This is a genomic window from Micromonospora nigra (genome assembly GCF_900091585.1).
Taxonomy (GTDB): domain Bacteria; phylum Actinomycetota; class Actinomycetes; order Mycobacteriales; family Micromonosporaceae; genus Micromonospora; species Micromonospora nigra.
The window spans coordinates 5,895,814-5,912,704 of the sequence record NZ_FMHT01000003.1; the positions used below are offsets into that span (position 1 = coordinate 5,895,814).

Annotated in this window: 13 protein-coding genes; 9 read left to right on the forward strand and 4 right to left on the reverse strand. The window is 73.2% G+C overall.

The window, feature by feature from the left end:
- Nucleotides 1–296 precede the first annotated feature (296 nt).
- Both GA0070616_RS25870 and GA0070616_RS25875 read right to left on the reverse strand, forming a co-directional pair.
- Entirely contained in the window at nt 297–725 is a 429-nt protein-coding gene (locus GA0070616_RS25870) for an OsmC family protein (RefSeq protein ID WP_091088754.1), read from the reverse strand.
- 152 nt (nt 726–877) lie between these two features.
- Complete coding sequence (locus GA0070616_RS25875; RefSeq protein ID WP_091088756.1) at nt 878–1,825, reverse strand: serine/threonine-protein kinase; 948 nt, start codon at nt 1,823–1,825, stop codon at nt 878–880.
- A 146-nt stretch (nt 1,826–1,971) separates the two neighbouring features.
- On the opposite strand from GA0070616_RS25875, the gene GA0070616_RS25880 reads away from it, so the two are divergent.
- Both GA0070616_RS25880 and GA0070616_RS29250 read left to right on the forward strand, forming a co-directional pair.
- Complete coding sequence (locus tag GA0070616_RS25880) at nt 1,972–2,196, forward strand: hypothetical protein (RefSeq protein ID WP_091088760.1); 225 nt, start codon at nt 1,972–1,974, stop codon at nt 2,194–2,196.
- A gap of 63 nt (nt 2,197–2,259) precedes the next feature.
- On the forward strand, nt 2,260–2,943 hold the full coding sequence (locus tag GA0070616_RS29250) for a helix-turn-helix transcriptional regulator (RefSeq protein WP_091091668.1): 684 nt from the start codon (nt 2,260–2,262) through the stop codon (nt 2,941–2,943).
- Between the two features lie 13 nt (nt 2,944–2,956).
- Here GA0070616_RS29250 and GA0070616_RS25890 read toward each other — a convergent pair whose 3' ends face one another.
- The gene (locus GA0070616_RS25890; protein ID WP_091088763.1) at nt 2,957–3,373 is read right to left on the reverse strand and encodes a VOC family protein; all 417 of its coding nucleotides are present in this window, start codon (nt 3,371–3,373) and stop codon (nt 2,957–2,959) included.
- A gap of 191 nt (nt 3,374–3,564) precedes the next feature.
- Here GA0070616_RS25890 and GA0070616_RS28380 point away from each other — a divergent pair, with 191 nt between their 5' ends.
- The 4 genes from GA0070616_RS28380 (at nt 3,565) to GA0070616_RS25905 (ending at nt 8,727) form a co-directional block, all read left to right on the forward strand.
- Nucleotides 3,565–3,714: a hypothetical protein gene (locus GA0070616_RS28380; protein ID WP_175440206.1), complete on the forward strand. Its 150-nt coding sequence runs from the start codon at nt 3,565–3,567 to the stop codon at nt 3,712–3,714.
- A gap of 10 nt (nt 3,715–3,724) precedes the next feature.
- Nucleotides 3,725–5,140: a class I SAM-dependent methyltransferase gene (locus GA0070616_RS25895; protein WP_091088767.1), complete on the forward strand. Its 1,416-nt coding sequence runs from the start codon at nt 3,725–3,727 to the stop codon at nt 5,138–5,140.
- A complete protein-coding gene (locus GA0070616_RS25900; RefSeq protein WP_091088770.1) occupies nt 5,133–7,142 on the forward strand; it encodes a sulfatase-like hydrolase/transferase in 2,010 nt (669 codons plus the stop codon). The genes GA0070616_RS25895 and GA0070616_RS25900 overlap by 8 nt, the downstream gene beginning before the upstream one ends.
- 301 nt (nt 7,143–7,443) lie before the next feature.
- Complete coding sequence (locus GA0070616_RS25905; protein ID WP_091088773.1) at nt 7,444–8,727, forward strand: citrate synthase; 1,284 nt, start codon at nt 7,444–7,446, stop codon at nt 8,725–8,727.
- Between the two features lie 216 nt (nt 8,728–8,943).
- On the opposite strand, the gene GA0070616_RS25910 is transcribed toward GA0070616_RS25905, so the two are convergent.
- Nucleotides 8,944–10,347: a glycosyltransferase family 4 protein gene (locus GA0070616_RS25910; RefSeq protein WP_091088777.1), complete on the reverse strand. Its 1,404-nt coding sequence runs from the start codon at nt 10,345–10,347 to the stop codon at nt 8,944–8,946.
- A gap of 343 nt (nt 10,348–10,690) precedes the next feature.
- Here GA0070616_RS25910 and glgX point away from each other — a divergent pair, with 343 nt between their 5' ends.
- Genes glgX through treZ form a run of 3 tightly spaced genes read left to right on the forward strand, consistent with a single transcriptional unit; the run spans nt 10,691 to nt 16,843 of the window.
- Nucleotides 10,691–12,808, forward strand: a complete 2,118-nt coding sequence (glgX, locus tag GA0070616_RS25915; protein ID WP_091088780.1) for a glycogen debranching protein GlgX — start codon at nt 10,691–10,693, stop codon at nt 12,806–12,808.
- A gap of 1 nt (nt 12,809) precedes the next feature.
- Complete coding sequence (gene treY, locus GA0070616_RS25920; protein WP_091088784.1) at nt 12,810–15,119, forward strand: malto-oligosyltrehalose synthase; 2,310 nt, start codon at nt 12,810–12,812, stop codon at nt 15,117–15,119.
- Complete coding sequence (gene treZ / locus GA0070616_RS25925) at nt 15,116–16,843, forward strand: malto-oligosyltrehalose trehalohydrolase (protein ID WP_091088788.1); 1,728 nt, start codon at nt 15,116–15,118, stop codon at nt 16,841–16,843. Before treY ends, treZ begins: the two co-directional genes overlap by 4 nt.
- Nucleotides 16,844–16,891: the final 48 nt, after the last annotated feature.

The window sequence follows — 16,891 nt, forward strand, 5'->3', positions numbered from 1 at the left end:
CTATGCCGTAAAGGCACGGGCATAAGCGGCGGGGTGGTGCGCGTGCGGAGACCCCGTCCGGGACCGGGACCCGGTCCACCGAACGGTCGACGGCCCGGTGCCCGCCGGGCCCCGGCGGTCACCCTGTCGGCCGACCTCGCCGGACCCGGCATCCCGCGCCCACGGGCCCCCGCCGTCTCCGCGTGGGACGGCGGGGTGTCAGGCTCGACCGGGCATGCTCAGCGCCGGCCATCTCCGCCGGGTGGCGGTCAACCCGTGCCAGCTCACCGTCGGGGTGACGGTCGCCCGATGCCGGCTCAGTGGCGGCCGTTCTCCGCCGGGGTGACGGTCAACCGGTGCCGGCTGGCGTCGCCGCTGGAGAACGGCCACAGCCGGTCGGCGTACTCGACCAGCTCGGCGAGCTGCTCCCGGCTCAGTCCCGCCGAGGAGATCGAGGCGTGCACGTCCGCCCGGTACCGGCCGTCGTCGTCGCGGCCCAGCTTCGCCTCGGCGCGCACCTGCACCGTGTGCGCCTCGTTGGTGATCTCCCCGGCCGCCTCCACCGCTGCGTGATGCAGGCAGGAGGCGAAAGCGGCGGCGAGTAGCTGCTCGGGAGTCAGTCCGGAGCAGTGCGGCGCCAGCGGGGACGCCAGGGCGGTGGAGAGTTCACCGTCGTCGGTGCGTACGTGGCCGCCCTCGGCGGTCGCGGTGGCCACCTCGTTCAGCCAGGAACTCGGATCCGGCATCGCGTTCCTCCCGTCAGTCACCCGCCCGGCTACCCGACGCCGGTCCGGTGAAACGCGAGCGCGGCCTCCCGCCCTGCGGGCACCCGACGTCCCCACCCCTGCGGGCATCTGACGTCCCATCCCTGCGGGGCGGTGGTGCCCCGCCCGGTGGATCAACCGGCGCGGCGGGTCCAGTCCAGGACCGCGGCCTCGGTCGCCTCGGCCGCCGCCCGTTCCGTCCACGGCGACACGGCGGCGGGACGGGGGCGCGGCGGCACCGGCTGGTGCATCGGGACGTACACCCGGGCGTCGACCGCCTCGGCCAGCAGCAGCGCCGCCATCAGACTGCTGGGCCGGCGGGCCGGGTCTTCGGCCAGGCACCGCTCGCACAGATCGGCCACCTCGACGGGCAACCCGGTGACCGGCGGCAGCGGTCGTGGTGGCTGCCGCCGGCGGCTGCCGAGCAACTGGGTCATGGTCCCCGCGGCCGGGTACGGCAACTGCCCGGTGAGGCAGTAGTACAGCAGCACACCGAGGGCGTACATGTCGGCGGCGGGGGTGGCCGGGGCCCGGTCCAGCTGCTCCGGGGCGAGGTAGGCGGGGGTGCCGACCACGATGCCCTCGGGAGTCGGGTCCGGCGCGCCGGTGGGGGTGGCGATGCCGAAGTCGAGCACCTTCACCCCGGCCGGGGTGAGGATCACGTTCGCCGGCTTCACGTCGCGGTGCACGATCCCGTGCGCGTGGGCGGCGGCCAGCGCCGCGCTCACCTCCGCGCAGACCCGCACCGCGATCCGCCAGTCCAGCGGGCCGGCCCGCAGGTGGGTGGCGAGGGTCTCGCCCTCGGCCAGCTCCATCACGATGTACGGCGTCTGCCCGTCGGGCGGCGTGCGGCAGGTCCCGAAGTCGTGCACGCTGGCGACGTTGGGATGCACCAGACGCGCCGCGGAACGGGCCTCGGTGCGGATCCGTTCCACCGGGTCGTCCCCGTCCCGGCTGCCGGGCGACATCAGCTTCACCGCGACCGGGCGGTCGAGCACCTCGTCGTGGGCCCGCCAGACCTCCGACATGCCTCCGACGCCGATGCGCTGTTCGAGCCGGTACCGCCCGTCCAGCGTCTTCATCGACCGCTCCTCGCCCTCGTCCGCGCGGGCCCCGACCCGCGGCTTCCGCTTCTACCCCGCCCTCGATCAGGGCAAACCGGCACCGGCGCGGCCGTGGCGGCGGTAGCTTGCGAGCCGGACGACGCCGCGGCGGGGAGGGGGACGGCATGAGCGAGGTGACCGTACGGTTCGTCGGCGGCCCGGCGCACGACCTGGTCCGTGCCGTACCGGCCGGGGCCGACGGGGCGCCGCCCGACCGGTGGGTGCTGCGGCATCCCGAGGGCCCGGCGGCCCCCGAAGCCGACCACCTCTACGAACGGGACCGGCCGGTCGGCGAGGGGAGCTGGACGATGCGCTACGTCCGCACCGACCCGCACGGGATGACCGAGTGACCCCCCGCCGCCCGTGGCCGGGTGCCCCCGCGCGCCGGCTGGGCGTGTGACACGCTGGTCGGCGTGTACCGGGAACGGCCCGCGGGGATCGCCGGCGCGACACTGTGGACCAGCACCGCGCCGGTCGACGTCGGGCCCACCCGGGTCCTGCCGGACGGCTGCCTGGACCTGCTGTGGTCCAGCCGGGCCGGGCTGCTGGTGGCCGGGCCCGACCGCACGGCGTTCCTGAGCGTGAGCGCGCCGGGGGAGCGCTGGGTGGGCCTGCGGTTGCCGCCGGGCGTCGGCCCGGCCGTGCTGGGCACGCCGGCGGTGGAGCTGCGGGACCGCCGGGTGTCGCTGGCCGACCTGTGGGGCGCGCGGGTCGTGGCGCCGCTCGCCGAACGGGCGCAGACCGACGCCGGAAGCGTCCTGGTCGAGGTGGCGGCGCGGCGACTGCGGGCCGCCGGAGGGCCCGACCCGCTCGGGGCGCGGGTGGCCGCCGCGCTCACCGCCGGGGCCACGGTGGCCGCGACCGCCGCCCGGGTGGGTCTCGAACCACGGGTGCTGCACCGCCGCAGCCGACACCTGTTCGGGTACGGCCCGAAGACCCTCGCCCGGATCCTGCGGATGCGCCGGGCGCTGGAGCTGGCCCGCACGGGGACGGCGTTGGCCGAGGTGGCGGTCCGCTGCGGGTACGCCGACCAGGCCCACCTCACCCGCGACGTGCGGGATCTGGCGGGCGTGCCGCCGACCGCGCTGCTGCGTTGAGCGGGCCCGCTCCTCAACCGTCGGCGAGCGGGGCCTCGTCGTCGAGCGGGGCGAACAGGTCCACGCCGTTGCCGTCGGGGTCGTGCAGCACCGCGTACCGCTGGCCCCAGACCGCGTCCCACGGCTCCTTCGCGCCGTGGTGGCCGGCGTCGGTCAGCTCGGCGTACCAACGGTCGACCTCGGCCGGGTCGACGCAGCGGAAGGCGAGGCTGACCCGGGGGCTGCCGGTCGGCGGCGTCCAGGTCGGGTCGAACGCGCGGATCGTCGCCACGGTGTCCCAGGCGAGCCGGAGGCCACCGGGCAGCGTCACCTCCACGTGCGGTTCGGTGTCGGCGTCGGCGGGGATGTCCAGGCCGAGCCGCCGGTAGAAGGCCAGGGTGCGGCCCATGTCCGTGCTGGTCAGGCCGACGAGGTCGAAGCGTGGCGTCATGGGGCGACGGTACGACGCCCGGCGGTGGGCCGTCTTGAACGGAACGGACCGGGGCGATGTACGCGGTGTGGCCTACTCGCCACGGTACGTCGCGTACGGTGTCAGACAAGTCCGGTTTGTTGACTCGTGTCCCGCCTGGGGATGCGGTCGAGGAATGCCGGTGTCGAGACGGTGAGGGAAGGAGCGGGTCGGTGAACCATCTGGCCTACCTGGACGCGGGATCCGGCAGCCTGATCGTGCAGGCGGTGGTCGGCGGCGTGGCCGGCGTCGCGGTGGCCGCGAAGCTGTACTGGCGGCGGCTGGTCGCCAGGTTCCGCCGGCAGCCCACCGACCAGCGCTGAGCCACCGGGCATGACTGTCTCCCCCACCGACCTGCGCCCCGAGCCGGGTTCCTTCCGCGACCCCGCCAACCGGGTCTTCCACGCCGGCGACGACGTGCTGCGCGGCCTCGACGTCACCGCCGCCGCCCAGTGGCGGACGCTCGCGGCCAGCGAGTTCTTCCCGCCGCTGCTCGCCGCCGGCAAGGTCTGCGGCACCGAGGAACTGACCGGGCGGCCGGTGCCCGCGCCGTGGGCCGCCGTGCTGCGCCACGAGCGGATCCCGTTCGTCTCCCACCCGTACGAATGGTCCTTCGCCATGCTGCGCGACGCCGCGCTGCTGCACCTGGAGATCCTGCGCGCGGCGCTGCCGGCGGGCTTCACCACCAAGGACGGCTCGGCCTACAACCTCCAGTGGCGCGGCACCGCCCCCGTCTTCATCGACGTCGGTTCGTTCACCCCGCTGCGTGACGGGGAACCCTGGGCCGGCTACCGCCAGTTCTGCCAGACCATGCTCTACCCGCTGCTGCTCGGCGCGCACCTCGGCGTCGACTTCCAGCCGTTCCTGCGCGCCCGGGTCGAGGGCGTCGAACCGGACCAGATGCGCCGGCTCCTCGGCGGCGTCCGCCGGTTCCGGCCCGGGGTGCTCACCCACGTGCACCTGCACGACGCCGCACAGCGCCGCAACGCCGCCGCCAGCACCGCCGAGGTCCGCGCGCAGCTGCGCGCCGCCGGGTACACCCGGGAGCTGGCGCTGGCCGGTGTGCGCGGCATCGAGAAGCTGGTCCGCCGCCTCGACCACCGCCCCGGCGGCAGCCACTGGGTCGACTACCAGCGCACCTGCGGCTACACCTCCGACGATCGCGCGGTCAAGGAGCGGGTCGTCACGGCGGCGCTGACCGACCGGCGACCCCGCCTGGTGCTCGACCTGGGTGCCAACGACGGCCGGTACGCCCGGCTCGCCGCGCGGCACGCCGACCACGTCGTCGCCGTCGAGCAGGACCCCGCCGTCGTCGACCAGCTCTACCGTGCCCTGCGGGCCGAGGGCGACCGGCGCGTCCTGCCCCTGGTGATGGATCTGGCCGACCCCTCGCCCGGGGGCGGCTGGCGGGGGGTGGAACGGGCCTCGTTCGCCGACCGGTGCCGCGCCGACCTGGTGCTCGCCCTCGCCGTCGTGCACCACCTGGCGATCGGGCGCAACGTGCCGCTGCCCGAGGTGCTGGACCTGCTCACCGGCCTGGCCGCGCCAGGTGGGCGACTCGTGGTGGAGTTCGTGCACCCGGAGGACCCGATGGCCCGGCGGTTGCTCGCCAACAAGCCCGACGGACTGTTCCCCGACTACCGCCGCGAGGAGTTCGAGCGGCTGCTGACCGCCCGGGGCCGGGTCGAGGAGCGCACCGAACTGCCCTGCGGCACCCGCACCCTCTACCGGGTGGCCCTGGGTGGCTGACCCCGAAGCCCGGCGCTGGTGGGCCGGATGGCGGGGTGAGGCCGGCCGGGCGCTGGAGATCGCCGCGCTGGTCGGCCTCACGGTCACCCAGCCCCTGCTCGACGTGCTCGGGCAAAGCCCCGACTTCTTCCTGTTCCACCGTGCCGACTCCGGCGACATCCTGCTGCTGGTGGCGCTGGTGGCCGTCGTACCCACCGTGGCGGTGGCGCTGCTCGGCGCGCTGAGCCGGCTGGCCGGGCCGACTGCCCGATCGGCGACCCACACGGTGCTGGTGGGGCTGCTGGTCACCGCGCTCGCCATCCAGGTCGGCCGGCACGTGACGCCACTGCGGGGCGTACCGCTGCTGGTGGCGGCGGCGGGGCTCGGCGCCGCCGGGGTCGCCGCGTACCGGCGCTGGCGGGCCCTCGGGCGGGCGCTGCGGGTGGCCGCCGTGGGACCACTGGTCTTCGTGAGCCTGTTCGTCTTCGTCTCCCCGACCTCCGCGGTGCTGCTGCCGCGCGGCCCGGGTGGCGCGGCGGGCACCGCCAGCGGTGAGCTGCACCCGCCCGTGGTGCTGTTGGTGCTCGACGAACTGCCGCTGGTGTCCCTGCTCGGCCCCGACGGCCGCGTCGACGCCGCCCGGTTCCCGCACTTCGCCGAGCTGGCCGCCGGGTCGACCTGGTACCGCAACGCCACCGGGGTCAGCGGGTGGACGCCGTACGCCCTGCCGGCCATGCTGACCGGCCGCTACCCGCGGCGCGACGTCGCACCGCACTACTCGCACCACCCCGACAACCTGTTCACCGCGCTCGGGGGCCTGTACGACATCCGCGCCGAGGAGAGCATCGCCCGGCTCTGCCCACCCAGCCGCTGTGAACAGGCGACGACCCGCGAGCAGGGCCTCGGCGTGCTGCTCCGCGAGACGGGTGGTCTGCTGCGCCACCTGGCCGCCCCGGTGGACAGCCGGGTCGACCCGGAGGACTCCTACCGGGAGCGCACCGCCGAGGAAGCCGGCATCGACGCCGCCGAGCCGGTGCCGAACGACCCGAAGTTCCGCTGGGACCACCTCGACGTCAACCAGCCCGCCCGGTTCACCAGCTTCCTGCGCGGTCTGACCCCCGCCGACCGGCCGACGCTGCACTTCCTGCACCTGCTGATGCCGCACTCGCCGTGGACGTTCCTGCCCTCCGGGGCGCGCTACACCGGGCCGCCCGACCTGCCGAACGAGGGCGACGGCTGGGTCGAGCTGGCCCGCCAGCGGCACCTCGCCCAGCTCGGCTACACCGACCGGCTGATCGGCGAGACGCTGCGGACGCTGCGCGCCTCCGGCCTGTACGACCGGGCGCTGCTCGTGGTCACCGCCGACCACGGGGTCAGCTTCACCAACGGCGCCCAGGGCCGCGGGATGGACGCCATCCGCGCCGCCCCCGACGAGGTCGCCTGGGTGCCGCTGTTCGTCAAGAGCCCCGGCCAGCGCGACGGGCGCGTCGACGACCGCAACTGGCAGCACGTCGACCTGCTGCCGACGATCGCCGACGAGGCCGCCGTCCGGCTGCCCTGGAGCGTCGACGGCCGCTCCGCCCGGCACGAGCCACGCCCCGGGACGGGCCGGCCGTTCTACGACCGGCCGGGTGAGCCGACACCCCTCACGGGCGGGGTGCCGTCCCCGCCGCCGCCACCGGCACCTCACCCGCTGGTCGGCACCGCCGTCGGTGACGCGCCGGCCGGCGGCACCGCCCGGGTGGCCGACCTGGCCGCCTTCCGCGCCGTCGACCCCGACGAGGGCACCCTGCCCGCCATGGTGTGGGGGACGGTGCCCGGCGACGTGCCCGACGGCACCCTGCTGGCGGTCGCCGTCAACGGCACCGTCCGGGCCGTCGTGCCCGTCGTCTCCCCGGATCCGGGTGGTCGCCGCTTCGCCGCGCTGCTCGCCGACGACCGGCACTTCCGGGCCGGCGACAACCGGCTGGACATCTACCGCGTGGACCCGGCCGGCGGGTTGCGCCGGCTCACGCTCTCCTGATCCCCGCCGTCCCCGCTGTCGCATTCCGTCCAGGTCCCCGTGCCGCCGGGTCGGAGAATGCGTGCCGCCCGGCCCGGGTTCCGGTGCCCCCCGCGGGGTTCCGTGCCGCCCTCAGCCGGGTGTGGGTGCCGGCTCCAGCGGGGTTTCCGTGCTTCGCCGGCGGGGTTTCCCCGCCGCCCGGTCGGGAAGGTGGTGATGCAGACCTCACCGCGGAACCACGACGAGCGGTATCGCCGCAACCGCAATTACGGTAGAAGCGAAGGCAATTCAACGTAGATCTGCCGGCGAAGCGAGGAACCACATGACGGAAGTCAAGCTCGATCACCCCGGTGGGCAGCTGTCGATGCCGGTGCAATCCGCAGTCGAGGGCCCCGCCGGCATCGGGGTGAGCAAGCTGCTGAAGGAAGCCGGGATGACGACGTACGATCCCGGTTTCGTCAATACCGCCGCCTGCTCGTCCGCGATCACCTACATCGACGGGGATGCCGGGATCCTGCGGTACCGCGGCTACCCGATCGAGCAGCTGGCCGAGAAGTCCTCCTTCCTGGAGGTCTCCTACCTGCTGATCTACGGTGAGTTGCCGACCCAGCAGCAGCTCACCGACTTCAGCGAGCGGATCCGGCGACACTCGCTGCTGCACGAGGAGATGCGCCGGTTCTTCGACGGGTTCCCCCGTGAGGCACACCCGATGGCGGTGCTGTCGTCGGCGGTGAGCGCCATCTCGACCTTCTACCAGGACAGCCTCGACCCGTTCGACTCCGAGCACGTCGAGATGTCGACGGTCCGTCTGATGGCGAAGGTCCCGACCATCGCCTCGTACGCGTACAAGAAGTCGATCGGCCAGCCGCTGCTGTACCCGGACAACTCCCTGGGCTACGTCGAGAACCTCCTGCGGATGACGTTCGGCGTGCCCGCCGAGCCGTACGAGGTCGACCCGGTGATGGCCCGCGTGCTGGACATGCTGTTCGTGCTGCACGCCGACCACGAGCAGAACTGCTCCACCTCCACCGTCCGGCTGGTGGGTTCCAGCAACGCCAACCTGTTCGCCTCCGTCTCGGCGGGGGTGAACGCCCTGTTCGGCCCGCTGCACGGCGGGGCCAACCAGGCCGTGCTGGAGATGCTGGAAGGCATCCAGGCCGAGGGCGGCGACGTGCACTCCTTCGTCCGCAGGGTCAAGGACAAGGAGGACGGCGTCAAGCTGATGGGCTTCGGCCACCGGGTCTACAAGAACTACGACCCGCGCGCCGCGATCGTGAAGAAGGCCGCCCAGGACGTGCTCGGCCGGATGGCCAAGCCCGACCCGATGCTGGACATCGCGATGCAGTTGGAGGAGATCGCGCTCGCCGACGACTTCTTCGTCTCCCGGAAGCTGTACCCGAACGTCGACTTCTACACCGGCCTGATCTACAAGGCCATGGGCTTCCCGACCAAGATGTTCACTGTCCTGTTCGCCCTGGGCCGGATGCCGGGCTGGATCGCCCAGTGGCGCGAGATGATCAACGACCCGGAGACCAAGATCGGTCGTCCGCGGCAGGTCTACACCGGTGCCGCCGAGCGCGACTACGTGCCGTTCGAGCAGCGCTGACCCGACGGTCCCCGCTGGTCGACGGTCACTGACGGTCGCCACCTCCGGTCGACCGGTACCCCGCACGGCGAAGGCCGCCGATCCACGTGATCGGCGGCCTTCGCCGTGGTCGGACCGGCCGGGCGAACGGCCGTCCGGTCGACGGCAGCCCCGATCGACCGTGTCGCGGTGGCGACGGCCGTTCTGCGAGGACCGTCCGGCTGTGCTCGGCAGCCGTCAGCGCAGGCCGGCGGCGGCCAGCAGGTTGCCCTCGGGGACCGGGGCGAGGGTCCGGCCCGCCGTCATCCGCTTCGCGACACGTTCGGCGGTGAAGGCGGGCACCTGTGCGATGGCCGCCGCGTACGCCGACGCGGTGCGGCTGGCGATGGCCGACCAGCCGTACTGCTCGTGCACCAGCGCCCGGGCCCGGCGGGCCATGGCGCGGGCCCGCTCCCGGTCCGACAGCACGGCGTGCACCGCGTCGGCGAGGCCGTGGGGGTCGTGGGGGCGGAAGGTCATGCCGGTGACGCCCGGTTCGACGATCTCGGCGAGCCCGCCGGTGGCGGAGACGGCGAGCGGGGCCCCCGCGGCGGCTCCCTCCAGGGCGACCATGCCGAAGGGCTCGTAGATGCTGGGCACCGTGAAACAGTCGGACGCGGCCATCACGGCCGGCAGGTCGGTGCCGCCGAGGAAGCCGGGGAGGCTGACCGTGTCGGCCAGGCCGAACCGGTGCACCTCGGCCTCCAACTCGGCCCGGTAGGGGCCGTCGCCGACGATCACCGCGCGCAGCCCGGGGTGCTGTTCCCGCAGCCGGGGCAAGCCGGCCAGCAGGTGCTGCACGCCCTTCTCGTAGACGAGGCGTCCGGCGAAGGTGACCAGCGGGCCGTCGGCGGCGAACCGGGCCCGCGCCCGGGCCACCGCTGCGGCGGGTACCCGCCAACGGTGTGGCTCCACCCCGTTGGGCACCACGTCGACCCGGTCGGCGGGCACGCCGAACAGACCGGTGACCTCGTCACGCATGTAGCCGGAGCAGACGATGACCCGGCCGGACTCGGTGCTGAGCCAGTGTTCGACGCCGTGGATGGTGCGGTTCATGTCGTCGGGGAGCCAGCCCTGGTGTCGGCCGGCTTCGGTGGCGTGGATGGTGGTGACGAGGGGGATGTCGAGGTGTTCGGCGAGGGTGATGGCGGTGTGGGCGACGAGCCAGTCGTGGGCGTGGATGACGTCGTAGGTGGCGGATTCGGTGGCGCGGAGGGCGGCTCGGGTGAGGGTGTGGTTGAAGGCCATGGTCCAGGCCAGCAGTGAGTCGGTGGCGAGGGGGAAGGTGACGGGGTCTTCGGCGGCGCGCAGGATGCGGACGCCGTCGGCGTATTCCTCGTGGGGTGCGCCTTCGGTGTGGCGGGTGACGACGGTGACGTGGTGGCCGGCGGTGGCGAGGGCGACCGAGAGGGCGTGTACGTGTCGGCCGAGGCCGCCGACGAGGACGGGCGGGTACTCCCAGGAGAGCATCAGGATCCGGCGGGTCTGCGGCGGTGTGCCCGGCCCGGCCAGAGCCGGGACGTGCGGTCGCGAGGTGAGCGTGGGCCGGTGCAGCCGGTCCGGGGCGGTGGCGGGGTGCCCGCCTACCCGCAGCGTCGTCACAACAGTCTCCATCCATGCAGGAAGGTACGCGCCGGCGTCGATGACGGCGAACGGGGAGGGTGGTGGGGGAGGGCCCGGAGACCCGGTCGGTGACGCGCGTGCGCGCGCCCCGCGTCAAGCAAAGGGCATGCCGGCCGATCCCGCATCTCGAAGGTGGGCACAGTGACCGATGACACCGCAAGGGTTCACCTGGCATCAGTCAGGCGGATACCGGTCATTCACCCGTTCGGATGGATTGGCCACGCACTGTGCGGGGCAATATCCGCCCCGCATGCCACCTGCTCCACCGCGTGGTGTGCTCATGGTGCGGTGCGCGCTCATGATTCAGTGCCGAAGGAGCGACATGCAGGTCTGGCCGGGTGAGCGGTATCCCCTGGGCGCCACCTACGACGGGATGGGCACCAACTTCGCGATCTTCTCCGAGGTGGCGGAGCGGATCGAACTCTGCCTCTTCGACGAGTGGGACACCGGCGCGGAGCGGCGCGTGGAGCTGCGCGAGGTCGACGCGTACGTGTGGCACGCGTACATCCCGGGCATCGAGCCGGGCCAGCGGTACGGCTACCGCGTGCACGGGCCGTACGACCCGGCGGGCGGGGCGCGCTGCAACCCGCACAAGCTGCTCATCGACCCGTACGCGAAGGCCGTCGACGGGGACGTGCAGTGGGACCCGGCGGTCTACGACTACGTCCACGGCGACCCGGACCGGATGAGCGAGACCGACTCCGCGCCGTTCATGCCGAAGTCGGTGGTGGTGAACCCGTTCTTCGACTGGGGCAACGACAAGCCGCCCCGGACCCCGTACCACCACTCGGTGATCTACGAGGCGCACGTGCGCGGCCTGACGATGCGCCACCCGGACATCCCCGAGGAGCTGCGCGGCACGTACGCGGGCATCGCCTCCCCGCCGATGATCGAGCACCTGACGCGGCTTGGGGTGACCGCGATCGAGCTGATGCCGGTGCACCAGTTCGTGCACGACCACCGGCTGGCCGACCTGGGGTTGCGCAACTACTGGGGTTACAACACCATCGGCTTCTTCGCCCCGCACCACGGCTACTCGGCGCTGGGTCGTCTCGGCCAGCAGGTGCAGGAGTTCCGGGGCATGGTCAGGGCGCTGCACGCCGCCGGGATCGAGGTCATCCTCGACGTGGTCTACAACCACACCGCCGAGGGCAACCACCTCGGTCCGACGCTGAGCTTCAAGGGCGTCGACAACGCCAGCTACTACCGGCTCAGCGAGGCCGATCGGCGCTACTTCGTCGACTACACCGGCACCGGCAACAGCCTGAACGTGCGCAGCCCGCACTCCCTGCAACTGATCATGGATTCGTTGCGGTACTGGGTGACCGAGATGCACGTCGACGGCTTCCGGTTCGACCTGGCCGCCACCCTGGCCCGCGAGTTCTACGAGGTCGACCGGCTGTCCACCTTCTTCGAGGTGGTGCAGCAGGACCCGGTGGTCAGCCAGGTCAAGCTGATCGCCGAGCCGTGGGACGTCGGCCCCGGCGGCTACCAGGTCGGCAACTTCCCGCCGCTGTGGACGGAGTGGAACGGCAAGTACCGCGACACGGTGCGCGACTTCTGGCGCGGCGAGCCGGCCACCATCGCCGAGTTCGCCTCCCGCATCTCCGGCTCCGCCGACCTCTACCAGGACGACGGCCGCCGCCCCTTCCACAGCATCAACTTCGTCACCTGCCACGACGGGTTCACCCTCAACGACCTGGTGTCGTACAACGACAAGCACAACGCCGCCAACGGCGAGGACAACCGGGACGGGGAGAGCCACAACCGGTCCTGGAACTGCGGCATCGAGGGGGCCACCGACGACGCCGGGGTGCTCGCGCTGCGGGCGAAGCAGCGGCGCAACTTCCTCGCCACCCTGGTGCTCTCCCAGGGCGTGCCGATGATCGGCCACGGCGACGAACTGGGCCGCACCCAGCACGGCAACAACAACGCCTACTGTCAGGACAGCGAGCTGGCCTGGCTCGACTGGGAGCACGCCGACACCGGGCTGCTGGAGTTCACCCGCCGGCTGGTCGACTTCCGCCGCCGCCACCAGGTGTTCCGCCGCCGCCGGTTCTTCACCGGCCTGCCCGTGCGCGGTCGCGAGGTCGACGAGCCCCTGCCCGACCTGGCCTGGTACACCCCCGACGGCCGGGAGATGACCGACCAGGACTGGGGCAACGACTTCGGCCGCGCCGTCGCGCTGTTCGTCAACGGCGACGGCATCCGCGAACGCGGCCAGTACGGCCAGCGCCACCAGGACAACTCGTTCTGGCTCTGCTTCAACGCCCACGACGCCCCGCTGGACTTCACGCTGCCGCCCGTCGAGTTCGGGCAGCGCTGGGAACTGGTGATCAGCACCGCCGAACCGGAACCCGACAAGAGCACCGTGGTCGAGGCGGGCGGCGTCATCCACGTGCCGGACCGCTCGCTGGTGGTGCTGGAGAGGACGACCTGACATGCCCACCACCCCCCGCGTCGGCGCCACCTACCGGGTGCAGGTGCGCCCCGGCTTCGACCTCGACACCACCGCCGGCATCACCGGCTACCTCGCCGACCTCGGCGTCACCCACCTCTACAGCGCGCCGCTGCTGACCGCCACCCCCGGTTCGGCGCACGGCTACGACGTGGTCGACCACCGCGCCGTCAACCCGGAGCTGGGCGGGGAGGCCGGCCGGCAACGGCTGCTGCGGGCGCTGCGCGAGGTGGGTCTCGGCCTGGTGGTCGACATCGTGCCCAACCACGCCGGGGTGGCCGTGCCGTCGGCCAACCCGGCCTGGTGGGACGTGCTGCGCCGGGGGCGCGACTCGGCGTACGCCCGCTGGTTCGACATCGACTGGCGGCGGGGCCGGCTGCTGCTGCCCGTGCTCGCCGACACCCCCGACGCGTTGGACGACCTGAAGCTCTCCGACGGCGAACTGCGCTACCACGAGCACCGCTTCCCGGTCGCCGACGGCACCGGCGACGGCTCCCCCCGCGAGGTGCACGACCGCCAGCACTACCAGCTGGTGTCGTGGCGGCGCGGCGACGCGGAACTGACCTACCGCCGGTTCTTCGCCGTCTCCGACCTGGCGGGCCTGCGGGTGGAGGACCCGGAGGTGTTCGCCGCCACCCACGACCTCGTCCTGGCCTGGGCGGCGGCCGGGCAGGTCGACGGCATCCGCGTCGACCACCCCGACGGGCTGCGCGACCCCGCCGGCTACCTGGCCCGGCTGCGCGCTGCCGCGCCCGACGCGTGGCTGATCGTGGAGAAGATCCTGGAGTACGGCGAGGAGCTGCCGGCCTGGCCGGTGGACGGCACCACCGGGTACGACGCCCTGGCCGCCGTCGGTGGACTGTTCGTCGACGGCGACGCCGAGGACGACTTCACCGCCCTGGACACCCGACTGACCGGCCGGGCCACCTCCTGGGCGAACCTGACCCACGACACGAAACTCGCCGCCGCCACCCGGCTGCTGTCGGCGGAGCTGACCCGGCTCGCCGCGCTCGCTCCCGACGTGGAGACCGCCGCCGCCCGCGCCGCGCTGGCGGAACTGGCCGCCGGGTTCGCCGTCTACCGCGGCTATCCGCCCGAGGGCGCCCGGCACCTGGCCGCCGCCCGCGCGGAGGCCGGCCGCCGCCGTCCCGACCTCACCACCGCCCTGGACGCCGTCACCCGTCGCCTGCGCGACCCCGACGACGAGCTGACCCGCCGGTTCCCCCAGTTCACCGGCGCGGTGATGGCCAAGGGCGTGGAGGACACGGCCTTCTACCGGTGGAGCCGGTTCGTCGCGATCAACGAGGTCGGTGGCAGCCCCGCCCACTTCGGCACCCCGCCCGCCGAGTTCCACCGCTTCGCCGCCGCCCGGCACTCCCGCTGGCCGGCGAGCATGACCACCCTGTCCACCCACGACACCAAGCGCGCCGAGGACGTACGGGCCCGGCTGGCGGTGCTCTCGGAGCTGCCCGACCGGTGGGCGGAACAGGTCACCCGCTGGTCGGCCGCGCATCCGCTGCCCGACCCGGCGCTGGCGCACCTGCTGTGGCAGTGCGCCGTCGGCGCCTGGCCCATCGAGCGGGAGCGGCTGCACGCGTACGCGCAGAAGGCCGCCCGGGAAGCCTCGGTGTCGACCTCGTGGGCCGACCCCGACCCGGTCTTCGAGCAGGCCATGCACGACCTGGTCGACGCCATGTACGACGATGCGGTGCTGCACGCCGAGCTGACCGGGTTCGCCGCCGCCGTCACCCCCGCCGGCTGGTCGAACTCGCTGGGCCAGAAGCTGGTGCAACTGGCCATGCCGGGGGTGCCCGACACCTACCAGGGCACCGAACTGTGGGACAACTCCCTCGTGGACCCCGACAACCGCCGCCCCGTCGACTTCGCCGTACGCCGGGAGTTGCTGGCCCGCCTCGACGGCGGCTGGCTGCCGGAGGTCGACGCCGGTGGGGCGGCGAAGCTGTTGGTGGTGTCGCGCACCCTGCGGGCCCGCCGCGACCACCCGGAACTGTTCACCGGCTACCGTCCGGTGCCGGCACACGGGCCGGCCGCCCGGCACGCGGTGGCCTTCGACCGGGGTGGCGCGGTCGCCGTCGCCACCCGCCTGCCGCTGCGCCTGGCCGCAGCCGGCGGCTGGCGCGACACGACTTTGTCACTTTCCGTCAACGACGTCATCGACCTGTTCACCGGCCGCGTCTACGCTGGCGGTCAGGTCCGGCTGGCCGACCTGCTGGCCAGCTATCCCGTCGCGCTGCTCACTCCCACCACCGGATCCGGGGAGGCTGCGTCATGACCGAGTTCACGGTCTGGGCACCGGAGGCGTCGCGGGTGCGGCTGCGCCTGCCGGGCGTCGCCGACCACGACATGAGACCCGCCCGGGAAGGCTGGTGGCGGGTCGAGGTGCCCGATGCCGGCCCCGACTACTCCTTCCTCCTCGACGACGACGATCGGCCGCTGCCCGACCCCCGATCGAGGTGGCAGCCCGAGGGGGTGCACGGCCCGAGCCGCCGTTACGACCACGCGGCGTTCGACTGGACCGACGGGTCGTGGACCGGTCGACAACTGCCCGGCAGCATCCTCTACGAGCTGCACGTCGGCACGTTCACCCCCGAGGGCACCTTCGACGCCGCCATCGGCAAGCTCGACCACCTGGTCGACCTGGGCGTCGACATGATCGAGCTGCTGCCCGTCAACGCCTTCAACGGCGAACGCAACTGGGGCTACGACGGGGTCTGCTGGTTCGCCCCACACGAACCGTACGGCGGGCCCGACGGCCTCAAACGTCTCGTGGACGCCGCCCACGCCAAGGGCCTGGGGGTGATCCTCGACGTCGTCTACAACCATTTCGGGCCCTCCGGGGCCTACGCGCCGCTGTTCGCGCCGTACCTGGGCGAGGGCGACAACCCGTGGGGGCGGGCGGTCAACCTCGACGGCCCGCACTCCGACGGGGTGCGTCGCTACATCGTCGACAGCGTGCTGATGTGGCTGCGCGACTACCACGTCGACGGGCTGCGCCTGGACGCCGTGCACGCCATGCCCGACTCCCGCGCCACCCACCTGCTGGAGGAGATCGCCGTCGAGGTGGAGTCGCTGTCGGCGCACCTGGGTCGGCCGCTGTCGTTGATCGCCGAGTCCGACCTCAACGACCCCCGACTCATCACGCCCCGGGAGGCCGGCGGGTACGGGCTGCACGCCCAGTGGAACGACGACGCCCACCACGCCCTGCACACCCTGCTCACCGGCGAGCGGCAGGGCTACTACGGCGACTTCGGCTCGATGGAGTGCCTGGTGGAGGTGCTCACCGGCGGCTTCTTCCACACCGGCACCTGGTCCAGTTTCCGCAACCGCCACCACGGCCGTCCCGTGGACCGGCAGCGGACGTCCGGGCACCGGTTCGTGGCCTACCTGCAGAACCACGACCAGATCGGCAACCGGGCCACCGGCGACCGGATCTCCGCTTCGCTGTCGCCGGCGCTGCTGCGGGTGGGCGCGACGCTGCTGCTGACCGCGCCGTTCACCCCGATGCTGTTCATGGGGGAAGAGTGGGCGGCGTCGACGCCGTGGCAGTACTTCACCAGCCATCCGGAGCCGGAGCTGGCCTCCGCGGTGGTCACCGGCCGACGTCGGGAGTTCGCCGCGCACGGGTGGGACACCGACGACGTGCCGGACCCACAGGACCCGCAGACGTTCCTGCGGTCCCGGCTGGACTGGGCCGAGCTGGACAAGCCCGAACACCGCGACATGTACGAGTTCCACCGGAAGCTCATCGCGTTGCGCAAGTCGCGCCCGGACCTGTCGGACCCGCGCCTGCACACCCTGGACGTCCGGCACGGCGACCGGTTCCTGGTGATGCGGCGGGGCGGCTGCCTGGTGGCGGCGAACCTGGCGGACAAGCCGCAACGGGTGACGCTGCCGGGGGTGGCGCGGCGGGTGCTGCTGGCGACGGGGGCCGGGGTGACGGTGATGCGGGACCGGATCGAGCTGCCGGCGGAGACGGCGGCGATCGTGGCGCTCTGACCGCCAGCCAGGCGTTCGACCTGGGCCGCAGGAAGAGTCCACCAAGGA

What these genes read in the sequence shown, in the direction of transcription:
- treY (WP_091088784.1), top strand. Translation starts at nt 12,810, where the DNA reads ATGCCCACCACCCCCCGCGTCGGCGCCACCTACCGGGTGCAGGTGCGC.
- GA0070616_RS25870 (WP_091088754.1), bottom strand. Translation starts at nt 725, where the DNA reads ATGCCGGATCCGAGTTCCTGGCTGAACGAGGTGGCCACCGCGACCGCC.
- treZ (WP_091088788.1), top strand. Translation starts at nt 15,116, where the DNA reads ATGACCGAGTTCACGGTCTGGGCACCGGAGGCGTCGCGGGTGCGGCTG.
- GA0070616_RS25880 (WP_091088760.1), top strand. Translation starts at nt 1,972, where the DNA reads ATGAGCGAGGTGACCGTACGGTTCGTCGGCGGCCCGGCGCACGACCTG.
- GA0070616_RS25895 (WP_091088767.1), top strand. Translation starts at nt 3,725, where the DNA reads ATGACTGTCTCCCCCACCGACCTGCGCCCCGAGCCGGGTTCCTTCCGC.
- GA0070616_RS25875 (WP_091088756.1), bottom strand. Translation starts at nt 1,825, where the DNA reads ATGAAGACGCTGGACGGGCGGTACCGGCTCGAACAGCGCATCGGCGTC.
- glgX (WP_091088780.1), top strand. Translation starts at nt 10,691, where the DNA reads ATGCAGGTCTGGCCGGGTGAGCGGTATCCCCTGGGCGCCACCTACGAC.
- GA0070616_RS25905 (WP_091088773.1), top strand. Translation starts at nt 7,444, where the DNA reads ATGACGGAAGTCAAGCTCGATCACCCCGGTGGGCAGCTGTCGATGCCG.
- GA0070616_RS25890 (WP_091088763.1), bottom strand. Translation starts at nt 3,373, where the DNA reads ATGACGCCACGCTTCGACCTCGTCGGCCTGACCAGCACGGACATGGGC.